This window comes from Sedimentitalea sp. (genome assembly GCF_039973035.1).
Classification (GTDB): Bacteria; Pseudomonadota; Alphaproteobacteria; order Rhodobacterales; family Rhodobacteraceae; genus Sedimentitalea.
In genome coordinates this window covers 147,747-166,898 of record NZ_JBDWLR010000029.1, presented here as the reverse complement: position 1 = coordinate 166,898, position 19,152 = coordinate 147,747, and the positions used below count along the sequence as shown (strand labels likewise).

At 57.0% G+C, this 19,152-nt stretch carries 18 protein-coding genes; 4 read left to right on the top strand and 14 right to left on the bottom strand.

The genetic code is table 11. The annotated features are described in order from the left end of the window. Positions 1-492 precede the first annotated feature (492 nt). From ABJO75_RS07050 to ABJO75_RS07025, 6 genes are read right to left on the bottom strand one after another with little or no spacing between them, the layout of a single operon-like run. Positions 493-1,335 (bottom strand): alpha/beta hydrolase, encoded by an 843-nt coding sequence (locus ABJO75_RS07050; protein ID WP_348128749.1) that lies wholly within the window; start codon positions 1,333-1,335, stop codon positions 493-495. Further along, on the bottom strand, positions 1,332-2,399 hold the full coding sequence (locus tag ABJO75_RS07045) for a branched-chain amino acid ABC transporter permease (RefSeq protein ID WP_348128746.1): 1,068 nt from the start codon (positions 2,397-2,399) through the stop codon (positions 1,332-1,334). Before ABJO75_RS07045 ends, ABJO75_RS07050 begins: the two co-directional genes overlap by 4 nt. Positions 2,400-2,407: 8 nt before the next feature. Next, positions 2,408-3,400, bottom strand: a complete 993-nt coding sequence (locus ABJO75_RS07040) for a branched-chain amino acid ABC transporter permease (RefSeq protein ID WP_348128743.1) — start codon at positions 3,398-3,400, stop codon at positions 2,408-2,410. 8 nt (positions 3,401-3,408) lie between these two features. Next, positions 3,409-4,113 carry an ABC transporter ATP-binding protein gene (locus ABJO75_RS07035; RefSeq protein ID WP_348128740.1) on the bottom strand — a complete coding sequence of 235 codons (705 nt, stop codon included), beginning with the start codon at positions 4,111-4,113 and terminating at the stop codon, positions 3,409-3,411. Beyond that, the gene (locus ABJO75_RS07030; protein ID WP_348128738.1) at positions 4,110-4,877 is read right to left on the bottom strand and encodes an ABC transporter ATP-binding protein; all 768 of its coding nucleotides are present in this window, start codon (positions 4,875-4,877) and stop codon (positions 4,110-4,112) included. Before ABJO75_RS07030 ends, ABJO75_RS07035 begins: the two co-directional genes overlap by 4 nt. Positions 4,878-4,936: 59 nt before the next feature. After that, entirely contained in the window at positions 4,937-6,136 is a 1,200-nt protein-coding gene (locus ABJO75_RS07025; protein WP_348128735.1) for a substrate-binding domain-containing protein, read from the bottom strand. A 98-nt stretch (positions 6,137-6,234) separates the two neighbouring features. Here ABJO75_RS07025 and ABJO75_RS07020 point away from each other — a divergent pair, with 98 nt between their 5' ends. Then, a complete protein-coding gene (locus ABJO75_RS07020; protein ID WP_348128733.1) occupies positions 6,235-6,849 on the top strand; it encodes a PAS and helix-turn-helix domain-containing protein in 615 nt (204 codons plus the stop codon). Between the two features lie 396 nt (positions 6,850-7,245). Here ABJO75_RS07020 and ABJO75_RS07015 read toward each other — a convergent pair whose 3' ends face one another. The 7 genes from ABJO75_RS07015 to ABJO75_RS06985 form a co-directional block, all read right to left on the bottom strand. After that, complete coding sequence (locus ABJO75_RS07015) at positions 7,246-8,436, bottom strand: hypothetical protein (RefSeq protein WP_348128730.1); 1,191 nt, start codon at positions 8,434-8,436, stop codon at positions 7,246-7,248. Then, on the bottom strand, positions 8,436-9,569 hold the full coding sequence (locus tag ABJO75_RS07010; RefSeq protein WP_348128729.1) for an amidohydrolase/deacetylase family metallohydrolase: 1,134 nt from the start codon (positions 9,567-9,569) through the stop codon (positions 8,436-8,438). The genes ABJO75_RS07015 and ABJO75_RS07010 overlap by 1 nt, the downstream gene beginning before the upstream one ends. Next, the gene (locus ABJO75_RS07005; RefSeq protein ID WP_348128727.1) at positions 9,559-11,010 is read right to left on the bottom strand and encodes an amidase; all 1,452 of its coding nucleotides are present in this window, start codon (positions 11,008-11,010) and stop codon (positions 9,559-9,561) included. Before ABJO75_RS07005 ends, ABJO75_RS07010 begins: the two co-directional genes overlap by 11 nt. Before the next feature lie 17 nt (positions 11,011-11,027). Then, positions 11,028-12,110 carry a Gfo/Idh/MocA family oxidoreductase gene (locus ABJO75_RS07000; protein ID WP_348128725.1) on the bottom strand — a complete coding sequence of 361 codons (1,083 nt, stop codon included), beginning with the start codon at positions 12,108-12,110 and terminating at the stop codon, positions 11,028-11,030. A gap of 63 nt (positions 12,111-12,173) precedes the next feature. After that, positions 12,174-13,322, bottom strand: a complete 1,149-nt coding sequence (locus tag ABJO75_RS06995; RefSeq protein ID WP_348128722.1) for an ABC transporter substrate-binding protein — start codon at positions 13,320-13,322, stop codon at positions 12,174-12,176. A gap of 47 nt (positions 13,323-13,369) precedes the next feature. Continuing rightward, on the bottom strand, positions 13,370-14,203 hold the full coding sequence (locus tag ABJO75_RS06990) for an ABC transporter permease (protein WP_348128720.1): 834 nt from the start codon (positions 14,201-14,203) through the stop codon (positions 13,370-13,372). Between the two features lie 3 nt (positions 14,204-14,206). After that, positions 14,207-14,971, bottom strand: a complete 765-nt coding sequence (locus tag ABJO75_RS06985) for an ABC transporter ATP-binding protein (protein ID WP_348128717.1) — start codon at positions 14,969-14,971, stop codon at positions 14,207-14,209. A gap of 265 nt (positions 14,972-15,236) precedes the next feature. Between ABJO75_RS06985 and ABJO75_RS06980 the strand changes: the two genes are divergently transcribed. Further along, positions 15,237-16,166, top strand: a complete 930-nt coding sequence (locus ABJO75_RS06980; protein ID WP_348432400.1) for a MurR/RpiR family transcriptional regulator — start codon at positions 15,237-15,239, stop codon at positions 16,164-16,166. Positions 16,167-16,187: 21 nt separating this feature from the next. Then, positions 16,188-17,975 carry an NAD(P)/FAD-dependent oxidoreductase gene (locus tag ABJO75_RS06975; protein ID WP_348128712.1) on the top strand — a complete coding sequence of 596 codons (1,788 nt, stop codon included), beginning with the start codon at positions 16,188-16,190 and terminating at the stop codon, positions 17,973-17,975. Here ABJO75_RS06975 and ABJO75_RS06970 read toward each other — a convergent pair. Then, positions 17,960-18,322, bottom strand: coding sequence for a RidA family protein (locus ABJO75_RS06970; protein WP_348128709.1), 363 nt, complete (start codon positions 18,320-18,322; stop codon positions 17,960-17,962). The genes ABJO75_RS06975 and ABJO75_RS06970 overlap by 16 nt on opposite strands. A gap of 71 nt (positions 18,323-18,393) precedes the next feature. Between ABJO75_RS06970 and ABJO75_RS06965 the strand changes: the two genes are divergently transcribed. After that, a complete protein-coding gene (locus ABJO75_RS06965; protein ID WP_348128706.1) occupies positions 18,394-19,149 on the top strand; it encodes an SDR family oxidoreductase in 756 nt (251 codons plus the stop codon). Positions 19,150-19,152 lie beyond the last annotated feature (3 nt).

Sequence of the window (19,152 nt, the reverse complement as noted above, 5' to 3'; positions counted from 1 at the left end):
CGTGTTTCAGTTGCCCTTCCGGGGTGACAGTCCAAGTCGCGGTCGTTCCTTGGCAATCATCAGGCAAAACGCAAACGCGAACGCCGAAATGGCCAATCTGGCGAATGGATGGGACTTAACTGAAGGTCGACTTAGCTCGAGCGAGGGATAGGAAGGATTGGCAATACCCTTGATGTCATCCTACCCGAACGACGTGATGAAACGGCAGCGACCGCATTCTTCGCCGAACTGTTAAACAGGAACGGTCTGCCGGTGTTGCATAACTGGTGTTGGTAGAGCGAGGTCCTGCAGGTGAAATGTCTCAATAACATCGTCGATTAGGGTCACCGTTTCATGAGACAGATCACTCGCACCATGCAGACCTTCAAATCATTCGATCCAGCCAAAGCCTTCGCGCTCGTCTTTTGTGACCGCAAGCGACTAGTTCATCAGCGCGCCGCGGATCTGAATATTTTGCGGCCGCAGTATTGCCATTTGTGGGGCGTACCTTGGCTAGCCCAGTTCGTTCAGGACCTGACGGACACGTAAGATATCCGGCTTCCGGGACAAGGTTGGCGCGTGTCCACAATCTCGCAACATCGTTGTCTCCGGTCTGGGACCAGACCTCCTCATTCTGTCGACCGTATCGGTGCTCACCAGATCTGATAAAGCACCATGGAACAGGTGGCAGCGCGTGGTGATCCGTGCCCAGCGATCCCATGACATGACCCTGCGATCACTTGCTAATTGGCGGATGATCGCGGGGTCATAGTGGAGCGTCAGTTGCCCATCGGCCAAGCGGCGCAACGAACAGCGCGCCATACGGTGCCAGAATGCATCCGAGGCGGGCCCAAAGGGTGCATAGGTATCGCGCAGCCAGGTTTCAGCGCTGGCAAAGCTGTCAAATTTCGGAGGATTGCCAACGTAGGACTGGATTCTGTCGATGGCTGTATCCGGCACTTCGGGACCGATATCGTTTAGCAGGAGACAGGTCAGACGATCGGCATGTGCCCCTGACGCCATCCTCATGCCGATCTGTCCACCCAGTGATGTGCCAAACCATGCAACACGGTCCAGACGATAGTGATCCATCAGGTCGGATGCGATGCCAGCATAATATTCGACCGAATATTCCACGTCGGGATTTGCCGACCAGCTGGACAGACCGCGCCCTATCATGTCCGGGCAAATGACGTGATAAGTATCCGACAGGCTAGCCGCGATTTCGTCAAAATCCCGTCCGGTGCGGGCCAACCCGTGCATCATCAAGAGAGCCGGTGTCCCGGGTGTGCCCCATTCGGTCACGTGGATTTCATGATCCATCACCGGGACGAACGCAAATCGAGGTTCGGTCATCCACGCGCGCCTTTTGTCATCAGCGTGCCGACAATGCCCTTGGGAAAGAAATACACTAGCAGAATGAAGATGATGCCAAGCCAGAACAACCAGCGATCAGGTGCCAGCAGTTCGGGCAGCAGAGGAATGCCCGACATTGCCTCGGATGCGATACCCATCAGGTCGCGCAGATAATATTGCGCCATAACCATCAGTACCGCGCCAATCACCCCACCCCACATCGTCCCCATGCCACCGATTACGACCATCAGCAGGATGTCGATCATAATCGTGAAGGATAACGTGGTTTCCGGCCCGGTATATTTCAGCCAGATCGCGTAAACGGACCCCACTAGCGATGCGACAACCGCCGACAGGCAGAAAACGAAGGTGCGATAGGCGACAACCCGGTAGCCAATGGCCTCTGCACGCGCTTCGTTCTCGCGGATCGCCTTCAGAACTGTCCCGAGCGGTGAAACGGTGACACGCAGCAGCAGGAAAAACAGGGCCGCCGACGTCAGGAACACGAAATAATAGGCAGCCAATTTTCCATTCAGCTTGACGCCGAACCAGCGCACGACCTTGCCATCTTCGTCAACCAGCAGTTTCGTGGCGGTCTTGAATATATCTGGCGCGCGGTAGGTGATGCCATCTTCGCCCCCGGTGATCTGCGAAAGCTGCGAGGCCAGCACCAGAACGACCGAGGCAGTGGCAAGGGTAATCATAGCGAAGAAGATGGCTTTGACGCGCAGGCTGATCAAACCGATGCCCGCAGCCACCACCAATGAGACGAGAACACCCGCGACTGTGCCGAGCGCCACCGCATCCCAACCCGGCCCCATCTGTTTCAGTGCGATGGCTGCTCCGTAGGCACCAAATCCAAAGAACATGGTGTGGGCAAAGCTGACAATGCCAGTGTAGCCGATCAACAGATCATAGCTGGCGACAAGCACGATAAAGATGCAGATGCGGGCTGCGACTTCCAGTGCGCGCACGTCCTGAAACAGGAACGGCGCGAACAGCAGGAGTGCTGCGATGACCAGCATGGTGATCTTGATAACGAGAGCGCTAAGTGTATCGTTCATCGGTCCCATCATTTCACCGCAGGCCGCAGGCCACTGGGGCGCCACATCAGAATTGCCATCATCAGGATCATGTTCGAGGCGAGCGCGAGTTTAGGGGCAAGATAACCGATGTAGTTGGCCGTAAGCCCGACGATGATCGCCCCAAGCAGTGTGCCTTCGATCGACCCCAAGCCACCGATGATGACAACGATGAAGACCACGATCATCATTTCCCCACCAAGCGCCGGGGTGATCAGGGTTTCGTAACCCGCCCACATTGCGCCCCCCAAGGCGGCCAATGCGGACCCCAACATGAACACACCGATGAACAGCCGGTTAATCTTGAACCCCAGGGCCTCGACCATCTCGCGGTTTTCGACGCCGGCGCGGATCAGCAATCCGATGCGGGTGCGGTTCAGCAAGACCATCAGTCCGACAAAGACTGCCAGCCCAAGGCCGAAGGCAAAGACCCGATAGATTTCGATGCTGACGTCGCCAATGATCCAGGCACCATTGAGGAATTCCGGTCGCGGGACGGTCACGGGCGTCCCCCCCCAAATGGCGAGGATAAACTGTTCTGAAACAATCAGCGCGCCCATGGTGATCAGGATCTGCCGCAAGTGGTCGCGATAAACCGGGCGGATGATGACGGTTTCAAAAAACAGGCCCGCTGCAAGGCCAAAGGCAATCGCCGCCAGCAGCGCGAGGCCAAGCGCGAGGGATGCAAGTAAGACACTGTCGCCGCCCAGCCACCCCCCCAACGCTGCCAGAACCGACGCGGCCACAAAGGCGCCGAAACTGATAAAGGCGGAGTGGCCAAAGTTCAGCACGTCCATCAGCCCGAACACCAAGCTGAGACCCGACGCCATCAGGAACACCATCATGCCCATCGAAAGCCCGGCAATCGTCAGGGTGACCCAGGAAGATGGCGCACCGATCAACACAAAGGCAATGGCGGCCAATGCGACAGGCAGCAGGTTGACACCTCCAAAGCGCGCCAATGTATCAGAGAGTTTATCCATGAATTCCCTCATGCGGACAGGCCGAGCAAACGGCCCTGTAGTTCGATGTCAGCGGCGAAATCTGCCATCGTGCCCTGATGAACGACACGGCCATCGTCGATCACCGCCATGTCGCGGCCCAGGCCGCGGGCAAAGTTGAAATTCTGTTCGACCAGCAGGATCGTCGTGCTTTCTGCGATCTCGCGAAACGTTTCGCTCATTGCGGCGATGATCGACGGTGCAAGCCCCTTTGTCGGTTCGTCGATCAAGATCAGCGCTCGGGGTTCGACAATCGCGCGGGCAATAGCGAGCATCTGTTTCTGCCCGCCAGACAGGCTCCACGCCTGTTTGGTCCAGAACTTTTCAAGCGCCGGAAACAGCTCATAAATTCGTGACAGGCGGGATTGGTCGAACTTGCCCTTTGCAGTGGCAAGGATCAAGTTTTCCTCAATCGTCAGTCCACCAAAGATACCCATGTTCTCAGGGACGTAGGCGATGTTCTTGCGTGCGATGTCGGCCGTGGCCATGCCAGAGATTTCTTTACCCTGAAACGTCACCGAGCCGGGCGACGGGTGCCATAGCCCCATGATCGAACGCAACGTTGTGGTCTTGCCAGCGCCATTACGGCCCAACAAAACAAAGACGCCACCTTCATTTACGTCAAAGCTGACACCATGCAGCACGGCGTATTGGCCGATGTCGGTTTTCATATTGCGAACAGCCAGCAGGGTCATGCGGTATCCTCTGTCGCGGTGCCAAGATAGACGTCACGCACAATCTGGCTGCTCATAACGTCTTCGGGGGCACCATCGGCCAGAAGTTCTCCGTTATGCAGAACGATGATGCGATCAGCCAAGGCGCGAACCACATCCATCTTGTGTTCGACCAACAACACAGTCTTGGTCGGATCAGACTTGATCGCTGCGATCAGGTCGAGAACATCCGGCGCATGATCCAACGACATGCCAGCGGTTGGTTCATCGAACATGTAAACGTCAGGCTCCATCGCCATCAGCAAGGCCACCTCCAGCTTGCGCTGATCACCATGCGGCAGTGCGGCAGCAGGCATATGGGCTTTGGAGCCAAGCTGCGCTGCCTCAAGAAATGTTTCTGCCTTGTCCACGAGTTCGGTTAGCGCCGCAGCCGGGCGAAACAGGCCCCAGCCGGCGCCGGCGCGGGCCTGTACGGCAAGCCGAATGTTCTCCAGGACGGACAATTGCGGAAAGAGGTTGGTCAGTTGAAAGGCTCGACCAAGCCCTAGACGCGCCCGCGCGGACGGAGAGAGCCGCGTGATGTCGGTGTCGCCCTTATGTACCGTGCCAGCGCTGGCAGCAAGCTGCCCGGAGATCAGGTTGAAAAAGGTCGTCTTGCCCGCGCCATTGGGGCCGACGATCACCGTCGTCTCGCCCGGATGAAAGGCGCAGGTGACGTGATCAACCGCTACATGACCGCCAAACCGGATGGTCAGATCGTTGGTAACGAGAGAAGGCTGGGACATGTGACTATCTTGCAGATCGGTGAGTTGTCCGACCTGCAATGGCAGGCCGGATCAATATCTCAATCGTTGTTGCGACCAATTGGGATGTCCATTTCATCGGCTTCGATGATCCGCACCCGATCGGGGATTGCCCATTCGACATCGTCTTCAACACGGATCTTGAAATGAACCATGGACTGAAGCGCCTGATGATCTTCAGGACGGAATGTCATCGTTCCCTTGGGCGTTTCCCAAGACATGCCTTCCATCGTGGCAATCAGGTCCTCGGTTTCATAGCTTTCGGCAGTTTCCAGGGCCTGAACAACCGCGAGCGCAGCAGACATGCCACCGGCAGTGAAGAAATCCGGGGGGCTGCCGAAACGCTTCTCGTGTTCCTCAACCAGCCATTGGTTCACTGGATTGTCATAGGCTTCGTAATAGTAATAGACGGCACCTTCCATACCGGGAAAGCGCTTGTAGGTTGGCAGCACTGGCAGAATGTGCCCGCCCATCGAGATTTCGATACCATAGCGGCCGGGGTCCAGGGCGTGGATCTTGCCCGGCGCATCGCCACCACCCGCAACATAGACCAGAATGACCTTACGGCCTTCTTTGTCTTTCAGGGCGTTGAACATGCGTTCCGTGGCAGCGGTGAAATCAGCAGTGCCTTGCGGAACATACTCTTCGGCGACAACAGTCGCGCCGCTGCCGTCAAGTGCTGCCTTGAATGCGGTGATCCCGTCACGACCGAATGCGTAGTCTTCGGCCAGCGTTGCTACAAAGAGGTTCTCGTCCGGCTTGAGCGCGAGCGCCTGTGCCTGCATGTCCATCGATGAATTGCGCGATGTCTTGAACACATATCGGTTGCTGTCTGGTCCAGTGAGGCTGTCCGCAACGGCAGGTTCAACGATCAGGATTTTTTCGTACTCTTCTGCAATCGGCAGCATGCCCTTGGTAACGCCCGACGAGGTCGCACCCACGGCCAGCAAGACTTCATCGTCGCCATAGGCTTCGGCCAAAACGGCACGCGCGACGTCAGGCTTGAACTGGGTGTCTTTGATGATCACCTCGATTGGGCGGCCTTTGATTTCGTTGGTGCCATCAGTTGCGAATTCCAAGCCCATTTCGAACCCGGTCTGGGCCTGTTTTGAGAAGGCCTCAAAACTGGAGCCGGACAGCCCATGCACGAGTGCGATTTTGATCGGGTCTTCTGCCCAGGCGGCACCAGCCAAGGCGACGGACGTGGCAAATGTGGCGGCGAACCGCGTCAATATTTTCATTGTTTCCTCCCTCTGGGCCAAGGGCGGCAGTTGCGCCGACTTGGTCCGTCCATTACGTGTGCAACAGCATCCGGGACTTTGAGGGCTGGGACAAGATCGTGGAAATACGTATCGACGATTGCTATGAAGACGGCCGCTTTGCCGAGCTTGCGTTTACCTATGCGCCGGTCGGACTTGTGGTTACCGAGATGCGCGTGATCCGAGATTGCAACATCGCGTTCGCCGAAATGTTTGGCTATGATCGTAAAGCGCTGCGCGATCAATTGTTCTCAATTCTGTACCCGTCAGAAGAGGAATTCGTGAACATTCGCGACCGGGGTGTAAAGCAATTGCGCGAAACCAATCAGTACTGGGACGAACGGATCATGGCGCGCAAGGATGGCACGCTGTTCTGGTGCAGGGTGCGTGGGCATTCCTTTACCTCTGCCAATCCGCTGGCCCGTGCAGTCTGGAGCTTTGCCGACTTGAGTGCTGTGCGCCCGTATTCGCCGCTCACCCGCCGCGAACGCGAGATCCTTAGCTATTTATCGGATGGGTTGACCAGCAAGGAAATCGCTTTGAGGCTGGATATCTCTCACCGCACCGTCGAGGTTTATCGTGCCAAGCTGTTGCGTAAATTCGGGGTGAATAACACCAGCGGCTTGTTCCATTCCCTAGGCGGGATCGATGGCGATCATGTCGTATCTTCATCGGGCAAAGACCCGGGCACCTGACGATTCACGGGATACCATCAAGCGTTGGCGTCCGCATGCAGGGCCTGACGCCGGTGTCACTTGGTGTTGCGCAGTTGCAGCATTCTGGCCTTCACTGGCTCGACCGTACATTGCCCGTTAGCTCCATAATAGTTTGATCGCGTTCCGCACCGCGCCGATGTCGCGGCGGAGCACGAACGCAAAGCGTATGATCGGGACCAACCCCGTCTCAACTGCGAGGCCTATCCATGGCTCCAGCGGTTCAGCGTGGGTGCCGCGTGGGATACCACCCTGCTTCATGTCCAGAGCTTCTTGACCCGCATAGCTAAACAACAGACTGGAAACAGTCGAGGCGTGGCAACGCTCGGAGAATTTCGCATGCCTCCACCTCATGTGAAAATCTGCGGACGGCCCAATTTAAGGTGACAACACCTTCTGCAGTGCTGTGTCGATCCATTTCAGTCGAGCGGATGGCACCAATCCGAGGTTGTAGAAGTTTACCCCATCAGCGTGCGACGCCGCTTGGGCAACTCGATTTACCAGATCGCTCTGATCTCGGACTGTAGGATGAAACAACTGAAACCCAGCGATCAACGTCTTGTCCGGGCCAAGCAAAGCGCGTGTTTGCGCCAAGAGCGGCGAGATCCTGGACGGCTCCGTTTCATAGACACAGTGCAGGACCCCATCCAGATGAGGGACGAGATTGGGCAGGTCGATGCCACCGGTCCATGTTCCCTCGGCATCGATCAGCAGAACTTTGGTGTCGGGATGGGTCGCCTCCCGAATTTCTGCGATCAACGATGTGACTGGTTCGCTGCGCCATGCCAGATAGGCCGAGAGAGCCGAGTGCACCGCAAAGCTCTTAAGTCCGTTCGTGGGAAAGTCGGGAAACTGTGATTCCGGCAACTCTCTGGTAAAGGTATTGTCCAGAATTGATGTGACTTGCGCCTGCGCGATGTCGGCGGGAATACCCGCAGCGGTGGCCCTAGAACGGCAATGATCACAAAAGCAGACACCTAACAGGAATGACTCGTCCGGTAACAAAGACAGCCCGTCTTTTTCATGATGGAACCCATGCGGAAACCCCATGAAATCAGGGCTTTCCAGTTCAATTCTATCAGGCCGGTAGGACTCACTGATCTCCGACACCAGACCGGTGACATAGGCGCGCGCCGCGGGGCTGGATGGGCAGAGCGCATAGGACAGCGGATCACCATATGCGGTGCGCATCACATGACCGGGGTGTTTCATGCCCAGACGGGTGTTGTGCAGGCAAACGGTCCAGCAGGACACGGCCGGGCCGCCCGCTTCGCGCTTTCGCACCAAAGCGTCCAGCATATCGCCCTCGTCATCGACGATCGCGGCTTGCTTTGGGGTGATCTCGTGATCCGACCATCTGGTCGGGTCACTTCGGAAATAGACCGTGCCATCTTCGGGGAAATAGATCCGGCGACGCGGGTTGCCGGGCTGCAAGAACAGGCCTGCGTGATACGATGTCGCCAGGCTGATTGCGTTCAGTCTGGCCTGCGATATCCGGTCAAACGCCGCGTCCAACCCAATATCATGCAGATCCCACGGATACGTCCAGATCGAATTCGTGAATGACATTATGAGGCGGCCTCGTACCAGTTGCCACCTATGACTAGTCCGCGTGCGACCAAGCGCTCAGGGTAAGAAACGATATTGTCTTGCACGTCTTCAAGTTCAATTGGCGTCGGCTCGAGCGAAAGAATACTGGCATCCCCTGCTGCACCCGGTTTTAGGGTCCCAATGTCGGGGCGTTGAATGGCATTTGCGGCATTCACAGTGGTTTTGGCAATCACGTCTGACAACGGCATGCCAAGGGCGAGAAACTTGGTCATCGTCCGCAACAGATCCCAGGCAGGGCCTTCAATGCACATGGCATGTACATCAGACGAGATGGTATCGGGCGCGAAATCTGCCGCCATCATCGCATTGGCGGTTTTCCAGGAAAACGACCCCATTCCATGCCCGACATCGAACAACACACCGCGTTCCCGCGCCCGAAGGACGGATTGGCGAACCGTGCCGTCCGCCAGCACCGGGGCGTTCGGAAACGGGCGGAAACAGTGGGTCAGCACATCGCCGGGCCGCAACATATCCACGACATCTGCGTACGTCGGCGGGGGCTCGTCGATGTGGCACATCAATGGCAGCCCCGCCTGATCCGCCGTATCCAATGCAACCCGCAACGGTGCATCACCCGAGTCGCCGCTGGCGTGGCGCCCGACGCGCACCTTGATCCCAACGATACTCTCGCGGTGAGCCTCGGCCATGACCACCGCCTCGCGAGCGGCCATCAGGCGCATATCGTGGCTTTCACCAACCATGATCGTTGGTGAAAAGGCATAGATTCCTGCAAAGGACACATGCAAATAGGCCAGAATGCGCGATTGTGCCGGGTCGATCATATGCGCTTTGAAGCCCGGAAAATTACCGGGACCGGCACTACCAGCATCGACAGTCGTCGTGACTGTGCTTTGATAGGCATATGAATCCGGATCAACACCCAGAGACGTTCCGCCCCAATAGACATGGGTATGCAGATCGATCAACCCGGGCGTGACGATCTGACCTGAGACGTCGCGCCGGTTCTGCGCCGTTAGCCCATCACCAATCTCAGAAACTTTGCCATCACAAAAGGCTACATCCGTGACCCGGTCGATGCCTTGCGACGGGTCGATCACCCGCCCGCCGGTCAGGACCAGATCATTTCCCATCAGTGTCTCCGAAACTGCTGGTGGGGGGATGTCGGTCCTTCCAAGGCATCACCTGTTCCAGAACGCTGGCCAGTGCAAGCAAACCCGCATCATCGCCGGGGCGTCCGATCAATTGGATACCAAGAGGAAGCCCGTCCGAGAACTGGCAGAGCGGCAATGACATCGCGGGTTGGCCTGAGGCGTTGAACGGAAATCCGAAAACGCTGTCGGCCCACAGTGCGTTGTATGCGTCGAGGTCAGTCATGCCCATATCGTAAAAACCCACTGGTCGCGGACGTTGCGTCAGTGTGGGCGTAATATAGACGTCAAAGGGCCACAGATCCTGAACAATGGCACGGGCGGCTTGGCGTATGGATTCCACGCGTCCGGCATGGGCCGTCGCTGGCGTCGCACGGCCGCGCTCGATAATCGCCCAGGTGACCGGTTCAACATCGTCGGGTGATACTTTCCTGTTTTCCTGGGTTTCCATGAAATCAAACATCCCGGCAGTTTCGACACAGGTCATGTCGGTATAGGTCTGCCACAGGTTTTCTGCGTCCAGCGCCATGTCCTTTTCCTCGACCTCATGGCCGAGCGCGCCAAGCTGTTTCGCGACGGCCAGTACTGCGGCCTTCACTTCGGGATCGACGGGCGCGCCGTTGGGTGCAGTAACGGTAAAGCCGATGCGCAAACCATTCGGTGGTCGACTTGCAAGCTCGCCAAAGGTGTCAGAGATAGCGGCGACCGGGTATGGATCGCCCGGCAATGCGCCCGACACCGCATCAAGATAAGCGGCTGTATCCCGCACGGTACGCGTGTTGCACAGGAAATAGGCCCCGCCGGCCCAATAGTCCGCGAAAGGCGCAAGGCTGACGCGACCGCGCGACGGCTTTAACCCGACGACACCACAGCATGATGCAGGCACACGGATTGATCCGGCCCCATCGCTGGCTTCGGCAATCGGCACCATTCCCGTTGCAACGGCTACCGCGCTGCCGCCACTTGATCCGCCCGGTGTGACTTTGGGGTTCCAAGGGTTGAGCGTTGATCCATACAGAGCCGGTTCTGTGGCAATGCTCCAGCCGTTCTCGGGGGCGTTGGTTTTGCCAAGCAGGGTCAAACCTGCGGCCTTGATTCTTTGCGTAAGATGGCTGTCTTGCGCTGCAACATTGTTCTTCAAGAACTTCGAAGAATTGGTCGCCTGCACCCCGGCCCAATTGCTGGCCAGTTCCTTAAGCAGAAACGGAATGCCTGCCAGCGGGGCCGACGTATCGGTCTTGGCCGCCGCTTCCCGCCCCAAATCATATAGCTTGCAAATAACCGAGTTCAGCTGGGGATTCAGCGCCTCGATGGTTTCGATCGCAGCCTCGGCCACTTCGAGAGAGCTGACATCCCCTGCCCGGACATGGTCAGCCAAACCCATGGCATCTGATTGCCGATAGAGGGTCTTTGCGTCAGACATGGAGACCTCCTGCAGTATCAATCAAGCCGGATTGCCCGTTCTTCGCGTATGCTTTGTTCGGCAGCGAGCACGATACGCAGCGAGTTTACTGCTGCCTCCATCGACTCCGTCAGATCGAGGTCTTCGTTGATCGCCTTCAGAAAAAACGCCTGTTCGCGGTCGCACAATTCCTGATGACCGGGTTCGTCGTCCATCGACAGAATGTCGTCCTTGCGAGTAAAGTTCTTGTCTTCGTCGACGTCCGCATAATGCACGCGGATCGCATCGGTCTTGGTGTGCTTGTCGATATCCGCGCTGTCTGACAGCTCGTCGGCATCCGTGCGCGCCTCGTCATTGGGCACCAGACTGACCGAGCCATTTGGTCCAACCACGTCTTTCACAAAAAACGCGGTTTCCGACATCATTGGTCCCCAACCCGCTTCGTACCAACCGACGGATCCATCATCGAAGGTCACGTGCAAATGGCCATAGTTCTGCTTTTCGGCATCCCCCCAAAGGGCCGCGCCAATGCCATGGACCCGCACCGGTTTCGCGCCTGTCAGTTGGCACATCACGTCAACATAATGCACTCCGCAATCGACAATCGGGATCAGACTGTCGATCAGGTTCTTGTGCCACATCCAGGCATCGCCCGAAGATTGTTGATTAAGATTGAGGCGCATCGCCAAGGGCTTGCCCATTGTCTGGCCAATCTCGATGAACTTGACCCACGATGGATGCACCCGCAGGATATATCCCAACACCAGCTTCTTGTTCAGCCGTTTCGCGGCGGCGACCACACGTTCGGCGTCTTCGTTGTTGGTTGCGATGGGTTTTTCCATGAAGACATGGGCCCCGGCCTCCATCGCCTGTATGGCGTAATCGGCGTGGGTGTTGGGCCATGTGTTGACCGAAACCGCGTCTGGCTTCAATTCAGCCAACGCCGCCGAATAGTCTTCGAACAAAGGGTATCCCTGCAATTCATCGGGGATGGTCTTGGATTTGATTGTGCGTGAACACAAGCCCACAATCTCAAATCCGGGATTGCGGTGATAGGCCGAAGCATGGGAAGCGCCCATGTTGCCAAGCCCCACCACCAGAATACGGACAGGTTGCGTCATCGAGAATACTCCACCCTCGTTGTAAGAAAAACAGGCGGAGGCGTTCCCACCTCCGCCCCTGGATCAGATGGCCTGATCGAACATTGTGGCTCGGATGGCCTCGATATCGACGGCGGCCATCTCAGGGGACAACGTTGCCGCTGCGGCGTCGGCCTTGACCTTCTCAACATCAAAATCGTTGGCACCGGGGATCAGAGCGTTGGTGCAAACCTTGCTGGCCTGAATAGGCTCCGCATCGCCGGAGATCTGGGCGATCAGATCGAAGAACAACTGCCAAGACGCCATGTCATGCCAACCCCAGCCTTCGCGCTTGTCGAAATCTCCGCGGAACACGTTCATCTGTTGCAGAATCGATGCCGTACCCAGCTCCGGGGACAGGTTTGACCCCAGCGTCGGGAATTGATCAAACACCGCTTCGACGGCTGCGCGAGGATTATGCTCGGCAAATTCGAGGCCCATCGACCAACCACGCAGGAATTTCACCAAGAACGCCTTTTTGTCCTCGTCTTCGAGGTCGGCGGCTCGGACGGCAAAGGTGTTGGCAGGCAGCGGCGAATGTTGCACGCCAAGCCAATATTCAAACTCCAGCCCGCTGGAAATCCATTCCGCACGCAACCCTTCCCAGGACAATGCCGCGTCGCCCTGCCCCGCAGCCAATGCGGTGCCCCAAGTAGGCCAACCGGCTTCGACATAGGTGATCGTCGAAACATCGACGCCTTGCGCCGCCAGCAACGGATCGACGATTGGTTGCCACGCGGCCGATCCAAGCAGAATGGTTTTGCCTTCGATATCCTTAATGTCCTTGACACCTTCGCCTTTGCGAAAGGCAAGGCTGAAGGTATCGCGTGCGCCCATGTGGTAAACGGATTCCAGCTTCATGCCGTTTTCAAGCGCAAAGGCAAAGACGCCGGGCGAGGGAAAGCCCATGTCCGCCTGTCCCACATCAACAAATTTCGCCGTTGCGGTGCCATCTGACGGCCCGGGCTGCATGTCGATGTCGAGCCCGTCGAAATACCCCATCTTCTTGCCGATCCAGAAGGGATAGTCGTCCAACACTTCAAGTGTGCCACGCGGGCTGATCCAGGTGAATGCTCCGTCATACCCTTCTGCCTGTGCAAATCGCGGGAACCCCATCGCACCAAAACTTACGGCACCGGCTGCCGACACCTGAAGCAAGCGGCGGCGGGTTAACTTATTGTTTGTTATGGTCATCCTAGTATTCCCCTGTGTGATGGTTTAGTTTTTTTGGTGGTTTGGATTCAGGTTTCCCAGCTTGCCCATTTCTTGCCGACCAAGAAAAAGAACACGTAGATCAGGATGCCCAGCATCGACAGGATCACGATCACTGCGAAAAATTCTGGCATGTTGATCATTGAGGAATAGGTGGTCAAACGGTTGCCAAGGCCAAAACCACCCCCAACCATTTCGGCGCCTACTGCCGTCAACAACCCAAAGATTGCACCGATCATCAGGCCGACCAGAATCATCGGCAGGGCCATCGGCGCACGGATCTTCCAGAATATCTGCAACGTCGTCGCGCCATAGGACCGGGCCAACGCGATCTTGTCGTTGTCGACCCGCCGAAAACCTGTCGCGGCGTTGATCATCACCATCGGTCCCGACGCCAACGCCACCGCGATAATCCGGGGCTCGAACCCGAACCCAAATCGCAGGATCAGCAATGGCACCAGCGCCAACATCGGCGTGGTCACAAGAATGAGGATGTAGGGCGCGATGATCTTCTCGGCGAAGGGAAACTGGGTAATCACCGCGGCCAGGATCAAGCCAATGCTGCCGCCTATAGCAAAACCACAAGAGAGTTCGATCAGCGTATACCCCAGATGGGGTGCAATCAGTGGAAATTCCTTGATCAGAGCCGTCCAGACAGCGGAGGGCGTCGGCAAGACATATTGCGGCACCTCAAACCAACGGAGGCTGAATTCCAGCCCGCCTATCACAAAAACCGCCGTCAGAATGATCGCGACGATTTCAGCCCAGGTTCGTGCGCCGGTGCCGCTGGCAAAGGCCGAGGCGTTTGACAATCCGACTTGGTTCATGCCGCTCTGTCCTGACTTTGATGTTCCTACGCTCATCCGTCACTCCGCTGCTTTGGCAATGGATTGCTGGCCATAGATATCGGCCTTGATCCGGTTGGTCAGGTCAAAGACCGCACGACTGCTCATGGTTTCCAGCGTTCGAGGGCGCGGCAGATCAACCGCATAATCGGACAGAACCCGGCCCGGTCCCTCCGTCAAAACAACGACGCGATCTGACAGGAATATGGCCTCTTCGATCGAGTGGGTAATGAAGACGATGGTGGTTTTGGTTTCGAGCCAGATCTCTTCCACCAACTTATTCATTTCTTCGCGGGTGAACGCATCCAGAGCGCCGAAAGGTTCATCCATCAAAAGAACTTGCGGCCGCAACGACAGCGCCCGAACAATCGAAGCGCGCTGCTGCATGCCACCAGACAATTCGCGTGGGAAACGAGCCTCAAAACCCTTCAGACCGACACGATCCAGCAGGTGATCGATCCACTCCCTGTCCGGTTCGGTATGCTTGATTTCGAAAGGAAACAGGATGTTGTCCATCAAATTGCGCCAGGGCAGCAAATTGGCATCCTGAAAAACGAGGCCAATGTCCGGGTGCGGACCAGTGATTGCGGTGCCGTCCAGCAGGATCTGGCCGTGAGTCAAGCCATGCAAGCCCGACATCGACCACAACAGCGTGGTCTTACCGCATCCCGAAGGCCCGACGATCGACACGATTGTATTTTCCGCTACATCGAAACTGCAATTCAGCAGAGCGTCAAAATCGCCATACCGCTTGCCCGCCTCTGAGATAGCCAGTTTGACCGTCACCTGTGGATGCTCCGTGCTGGGGCTGGTTGCCGATCAACCAATGCCGGACGTCAGTATTCGGGCAATCCCCGGACTGCTGCAAACAGGTTGAAACAAACTTTCTTACCTGTCAATGTTTTTGAACGCTCAGTAAATAACCTTGTAAAATAACTGGAAAAATTGAATTCAGGGCTGTAACTTTCTTACAGATACGAGATTCGGCGCGGAATAGAGTCGCGCAAACATCAAAGGATTGAGGTTGCATCATGGGGAAGTCTGACCGCCAATGACCAAGCCCCAGAACACTTCGCCTGCAGAGGAACAGCCGCATCTTGCGCGTGATATCATTGCCCAAATCAAGGACAAATATTCAGGTCTAAGTCAGGCAGAACGGCAGGTCGCTGACGCCGTGTTGTCCGATGTCAACGCAGCTGTTGCTGCATCGAATGCAGAAATCGCAAAAAGGGCTGGGGTTAGTGAACCCAGTGTCACCCGGTTCTGTCGATCTGTGGGATGTACTGGTGTGCGCGATTTCAAGTTGCGTCTGGCCCGAAGTTTAGTGGTGGGTGAATTATTTTTGACCGTGGACCAGACCCCGGTCATCGCCGACAGTGACTCTGTGCCACCTTTCTGGGGATCCGTTTTCAACGAGGCCCGCAAGGCACTGCGTGAAGTCGAAGTGCAATTGAACCCAGCCCTATTGAACGCGGCTGGGGCTGCGATCTCCAAAGCCCGGCGCGTCATCGTTTTGGGGCTTGGCGGCAGTTCATCGACCTTGGCCGAAGAAGTTCAGGTCAGGCTGTTTCGCTATGGCGTATCGGTGATTGCGTGCAAAGACCCCTATCTGGCACGCATGTCGATTTCGACCCTGCGATCCGATGACGTCTTTATTTCGATATCGGCGACCGGACGGGCGCGCGAAATTCTGGATTGCGTTGATCTTGCACATCATTATGGCGTCGCCAGCATTGGCATCACAGCACCTGACAGCGCGCTCGCGAACGCCGCTGAAATTGCCCTGACAACGCGGATTTCGGAGTATCCGGATGCCTTGACACCGTCGGCCTCGCGCTTTGCTTTCTTGATGATCATCGACCTGCTGGCAGCAGCAACCGGGTATGCCATGGGGCCGGAAGCGCGCGAAAACTTGCGACGGATCAAATTCAACCTTGTCAGTGAACGGACTGGCGTCGGGCTTGAGCCATTGGGAGAGTAGCATGACCAGAAGAGGCTTTGCATGAAAGACACAACTCAGCTTTGCGATTGGCTCGAGGTATTCGATCAGGCGCTTTCAAAACAGGACGTATCCGCCGTTCAGTCCTTGTTCGCCGACGATTGTTATTGGCGCGACTTGCTGGCCTTTACGTGGAACATAAAGACGATGGAGGGGCGCCCCGAGATCGTTGCGATGCTGAGCGAGACTTTGGCACACACCACCCCACGAGGCTGGCACGCCACCGGGCAAGCCGAGATCGCAGGCAACAACGCCTCCTCGTGGATTGCGTTTGAAACGGCGACGGGCAGGTGCAAAGGCCGGATCACCCTTGTCGATGGCAAATGCCATACCCTGATGACCGCGCTTGAGGACCTGCACGGACACGAAGAACCACGCGGGCAAACCCGCAGCAAAGGGCTGACCCATCGCGCCGACCGCCAACGGCGCACCTGGTCGGAATTGCGCAGCGAAGAAACCCGTCGCATCGGATACGAAGACCAGCCATATGTGTTGATTGTTGGCGGCGGACAAGGCGGGATCGCATTGAGCGCGCGCTTACGGCAACTGGGCGTACCGGCGCTAATCGTAGAGAAAAACGCCCGAGCGGGAGACAGCTGGCGCAATCGGTACCGCAGCCTCGTTCTGCATGATCCGGTCTGGTATGATCATCTGCCGTACCTCGAGTTTCCGCAGAACTGGCCAGTCTTCACCCCAAAGGACAAGCTGGGCGATTGGCTAGAGGCCTATGCGAAAATCTTTGAGCTGGAAATCTGGCAATCCACGAGTTGTGACAAGGCCAGCTTTGATGACCAAACTGGAACCTGGACGGTCGAAGTGACGCGCGAAGGCGAGCCTGTGACGCTGCACCCCAAGCAATTGGTATTTGCGACTGGCGCCTATGGCCCGCCACGCGAAATCGACCTTCCGGGTGTGCAGGACTTTGCCGGGACGTTGATCCATTCCAGCGCCTACCAATCCGGAGAGGCCTTTGCCGGGAAAACCTGCGCGGTCATTGGCGCCGCCAGCTCTGCACATGACGTTTGCGTTGACCTGTGGGAGGCCGGCGCGAATGTGACCATGCTACAGCGCAGCCCCAGTGTGGTCGTGAGGTCAGAGACACTGATGGAACTGGGCTTTGAAATCTATTCCGAAGACGCGGTCGCGCAAGGCATCACAGTCGATGTCGCAGATATGCTGTCGGCTTCGGTCCCCTATGCCCTGTTCCCTGATCAGCAGCGGGCGCTTTATCAGGAAATACGCGAGCGCGACGCGGCGTTTTACGACCGGTTGGGCGCTGCGGGGTTCGCTTTTGATTTTGGCGAGGATGACAGCGGGCTGATGATGAAGGCGCTGCGCACTGCATCAGGATATTACATCGATGTGGGCGCCTCTGAACTGATTGCAAACGGCGAGATCAAGGTCGTTTCAGGGGCGGACGTGGTGGCTTTGACACCAGATGGATTGCAACTCGGCGATGGGCAGACGGTACCAGCTGATGTGGTCATTGCCTGCACCGGGTATCAATCGATGAATGAGATTGTCGCTGGCATCGTGTCGCCCGAAGTTGCAACCGCGATCGGCCCGTGTTGGGGATTGGGATCCGGCGTCAAGGGCGACCCGGGTCCGTGGCAGGGTGAGTTGCGCAATATGTGGAAACCCACGGTCGCCGAAAATCTCTGGTTTCATGGTGGCAATTTGGCGCTGTCTCGCTTCTACTCTAGGTTCCTTGCCTTACAACTCAAGGCGCGGATGGAAGGCATCGAGACGCCGGTTTATGGGCGTCCCGACCCTGTTCAGAGCGGTTTATAAGCGATGACTTCGATTTCCACCGCGATATCGATCATCAGCCGGGATTCTGCGGTTGAACGCGCCGGAGGATTTGCAGGGAAATATGTGCCGTATGCTTCATTGAACGCAGCAAAGTCGTCGCGATCCCGCAGCCATACGGTGGTTTTAACCACATCTGACATGTCACAACCTGCCATTTCCAGAACCGCGCCTATGTTATCAAGAACGGCACGGGTTTCTGCGGCGACACCACCCTCGACTTTCTTGCCGTCAACCATCGGGACCTGCCCGGAAACATACACGAAATCCCCTGCCCGAACGGCGGGCGATAGTGGGACCTGGGCTGATCCGAAAAATTCCTTGATCATGCAAATTGCTCCTCTGTTGCTTTCGCAAGGACCATCGCCAATCCCGCCGAAATTTCAAGAAGGCAATTACGATGATCCGATTTGACGAGGCCCGTGTTGTCATCACCGGCGCAAGCGGCGGTGTTGGAAGCGCTCTGACCAAGGGGTTCGCCGCCGCTGGTGCGCAGGTCATCGCATGCGATATGGCTGGGACCGACCTCTCTGCTCCGCATATCGCGGAACGTCATTTCTTTGACCTGCGCGACAAGGCGACGATGACCGAGAACGCGATGGAGATATTGACCAACGGTGCCCCACATGTGGTTGTGTCAAACGCAGGCTGGACCCGTCAGGAAACCCTTGCGATGACGACCGCTGCGGGAATCGACGATGAGATGGACTGCAATTTCAACGGCGTGGCGTTACTTACACACGCTCTGCTACCGGCGATGCGTACTGCGACTGGCAATCGTGCATTCGTTTTCATCTCTTCCTGTAATGCAACAAGTCATTTTGGCAATCCGGTCTATTCGGCAGCCAAAGCTGCGACGATGGCCTGGATGCGCGCCCTCGCCGTTGAAGAGGCCCCAAACGGCATTCGATCCAACGCCGTCGCGCCCGCCTCTATTCGCACCGGAGCGTGGGAACATCGGCTCGCGGCGAACCCCACGGTTCTGGACAAGCTGCAATCTATTTATCCGTTGGGCCGTATCGTAACCCCCGAGGAAGTGACAAATGCGGTTCTGTTTCTGGCCTCGGAATTGGCGTCGGGTATCACCGGGACCACACTTGCCGTCGATGCCGGCCTGTCGGCAGGAAACTTGCCCTTTCTGGACGCAATTCGATAAAGG

What these genes read in the sequence shown, in the direction of transcription:
- ABJO75_RS07050 (WP_348128749.1), bottom strand. Translation starts at nt 1,335, where the DNA reads ATGACCGAACCTCGATTTGCGTTCGTCCCGGTGATGGATCATGAAATC.
- ABJO75_RS07045 (WP_348128746.1), bottom strand. Translation starts at nt 2,399, where the DNA reads ATGAACGATACACTTAGCGCTCTCGTTATCAAGATCACCATGCTGGTC.
- ABJO75_RS07040 (WP_348128743.1), bottom strand. Translation starts at nt 3,400, where the DNA reads ATGGATAAACTCTCTGATACATTGGCGCGCTTTGGAGGTGTCAACCTG.
- ABJO75_RS07035 (WP_348128740.1), bottom strand. Translation starts at nt 4,113, where the DNA reads ATGACCCTGCTGGCTGTTCGCAATATGAAAACCGACATCGGCCAATAC.
- ABJO75_RS07030 (WP_348128738.1), bottom strand. Translation starts at nt 4,877, where the DNA reads ATGTCCCAGCCTTCTCTCGTTACCAACGATCTGACCATCCGGTTTGGC.
- ABJO75_RS07025 (WP_348128735.1), bottom strand. Translation starts at nt 6,136, where the DNA reads ATGAAAATATTGACGCGGTTCGCCGCCACATTTGCCACGTCCGTCGCC.
- ABJO75_RS07015 (WP_348128730.1), bottom strand. Translation starts at nt 8,436, where the DNA reads ATGTCATTCACGAATTCGATCTGGACGTATCCGTGGGATCTGCATGAT.
- ABJO75_RS07010 (WP_348128729.1), bottom strand. Translation starts at nt 9,569, where the DNA reads ATGGGAAATGATCTGGTCCTGACCGGCGGGCGGGTGATCGACCCGTCG.
- ABJO75_RS07005 (WP_348128727.1), bottom strand. Translation starts at nt 11,010, where the DNA reads ATGTCTGACGCAAAGACCCTCTATCGGCAATCAGATGCCATGGGTTTG.
- ABJO75_RS07000 (WP_348128725.1), bottom strand. Translation starts at nt 12,110, where the DNA reads ATGACGCAACCTGTCCGTATTCTGGTGGTGGGGCTTGGCAACATGGGC.
- ABJO75_RS06995 (WP_348128722.1), bottom strand. Translation starts at nt 13,322, where the DNA reads ATGACCATAACAAACAATAAGTTAACCCGCCGCCGCTTGCTTCAGGTG.
- ABJO75_RS06990 (WP_348128720.1), bottom strand. Translation starts at nt 14,203, where the DNA reads ATGAGCGTAGGAACATCAAAGTCAGGACAGAGCGGCATGAACCAAGTC.
- ABJO75_RS06980 (WP_348432400.1), top strand. Translation starts at nt 15,237, where the DNA reads ATGACCAAGCCCCAGAACACTTCGCCTGCAGAGGAACAGCCGCATCTT.
- ABJO75_RS06975 (WP_348128712.1), top strand. Translation starts at nt 16,188, where the DNA reads ATGAAAGACACAACTCAGCTTTGCGATTGGCTCGAGGTATTCGATCAG.
- ABJO75_RS06970 (WP_348128709.1), bottom strand. Translation starts at nt 18,322, where the DNA reads ATGATCAAGGAATTTTTCGGATCAGCCCAGGTCCCACTATCGCCCGCC.
- ABJO75_RS06965 (WP_348128706.1), top strand. Translation starts at nt 18,394, where the DNA reads ATGATCCGATTTGACGAGGCCCGTGTTGTCATCACCGGCGCAAGCGGC.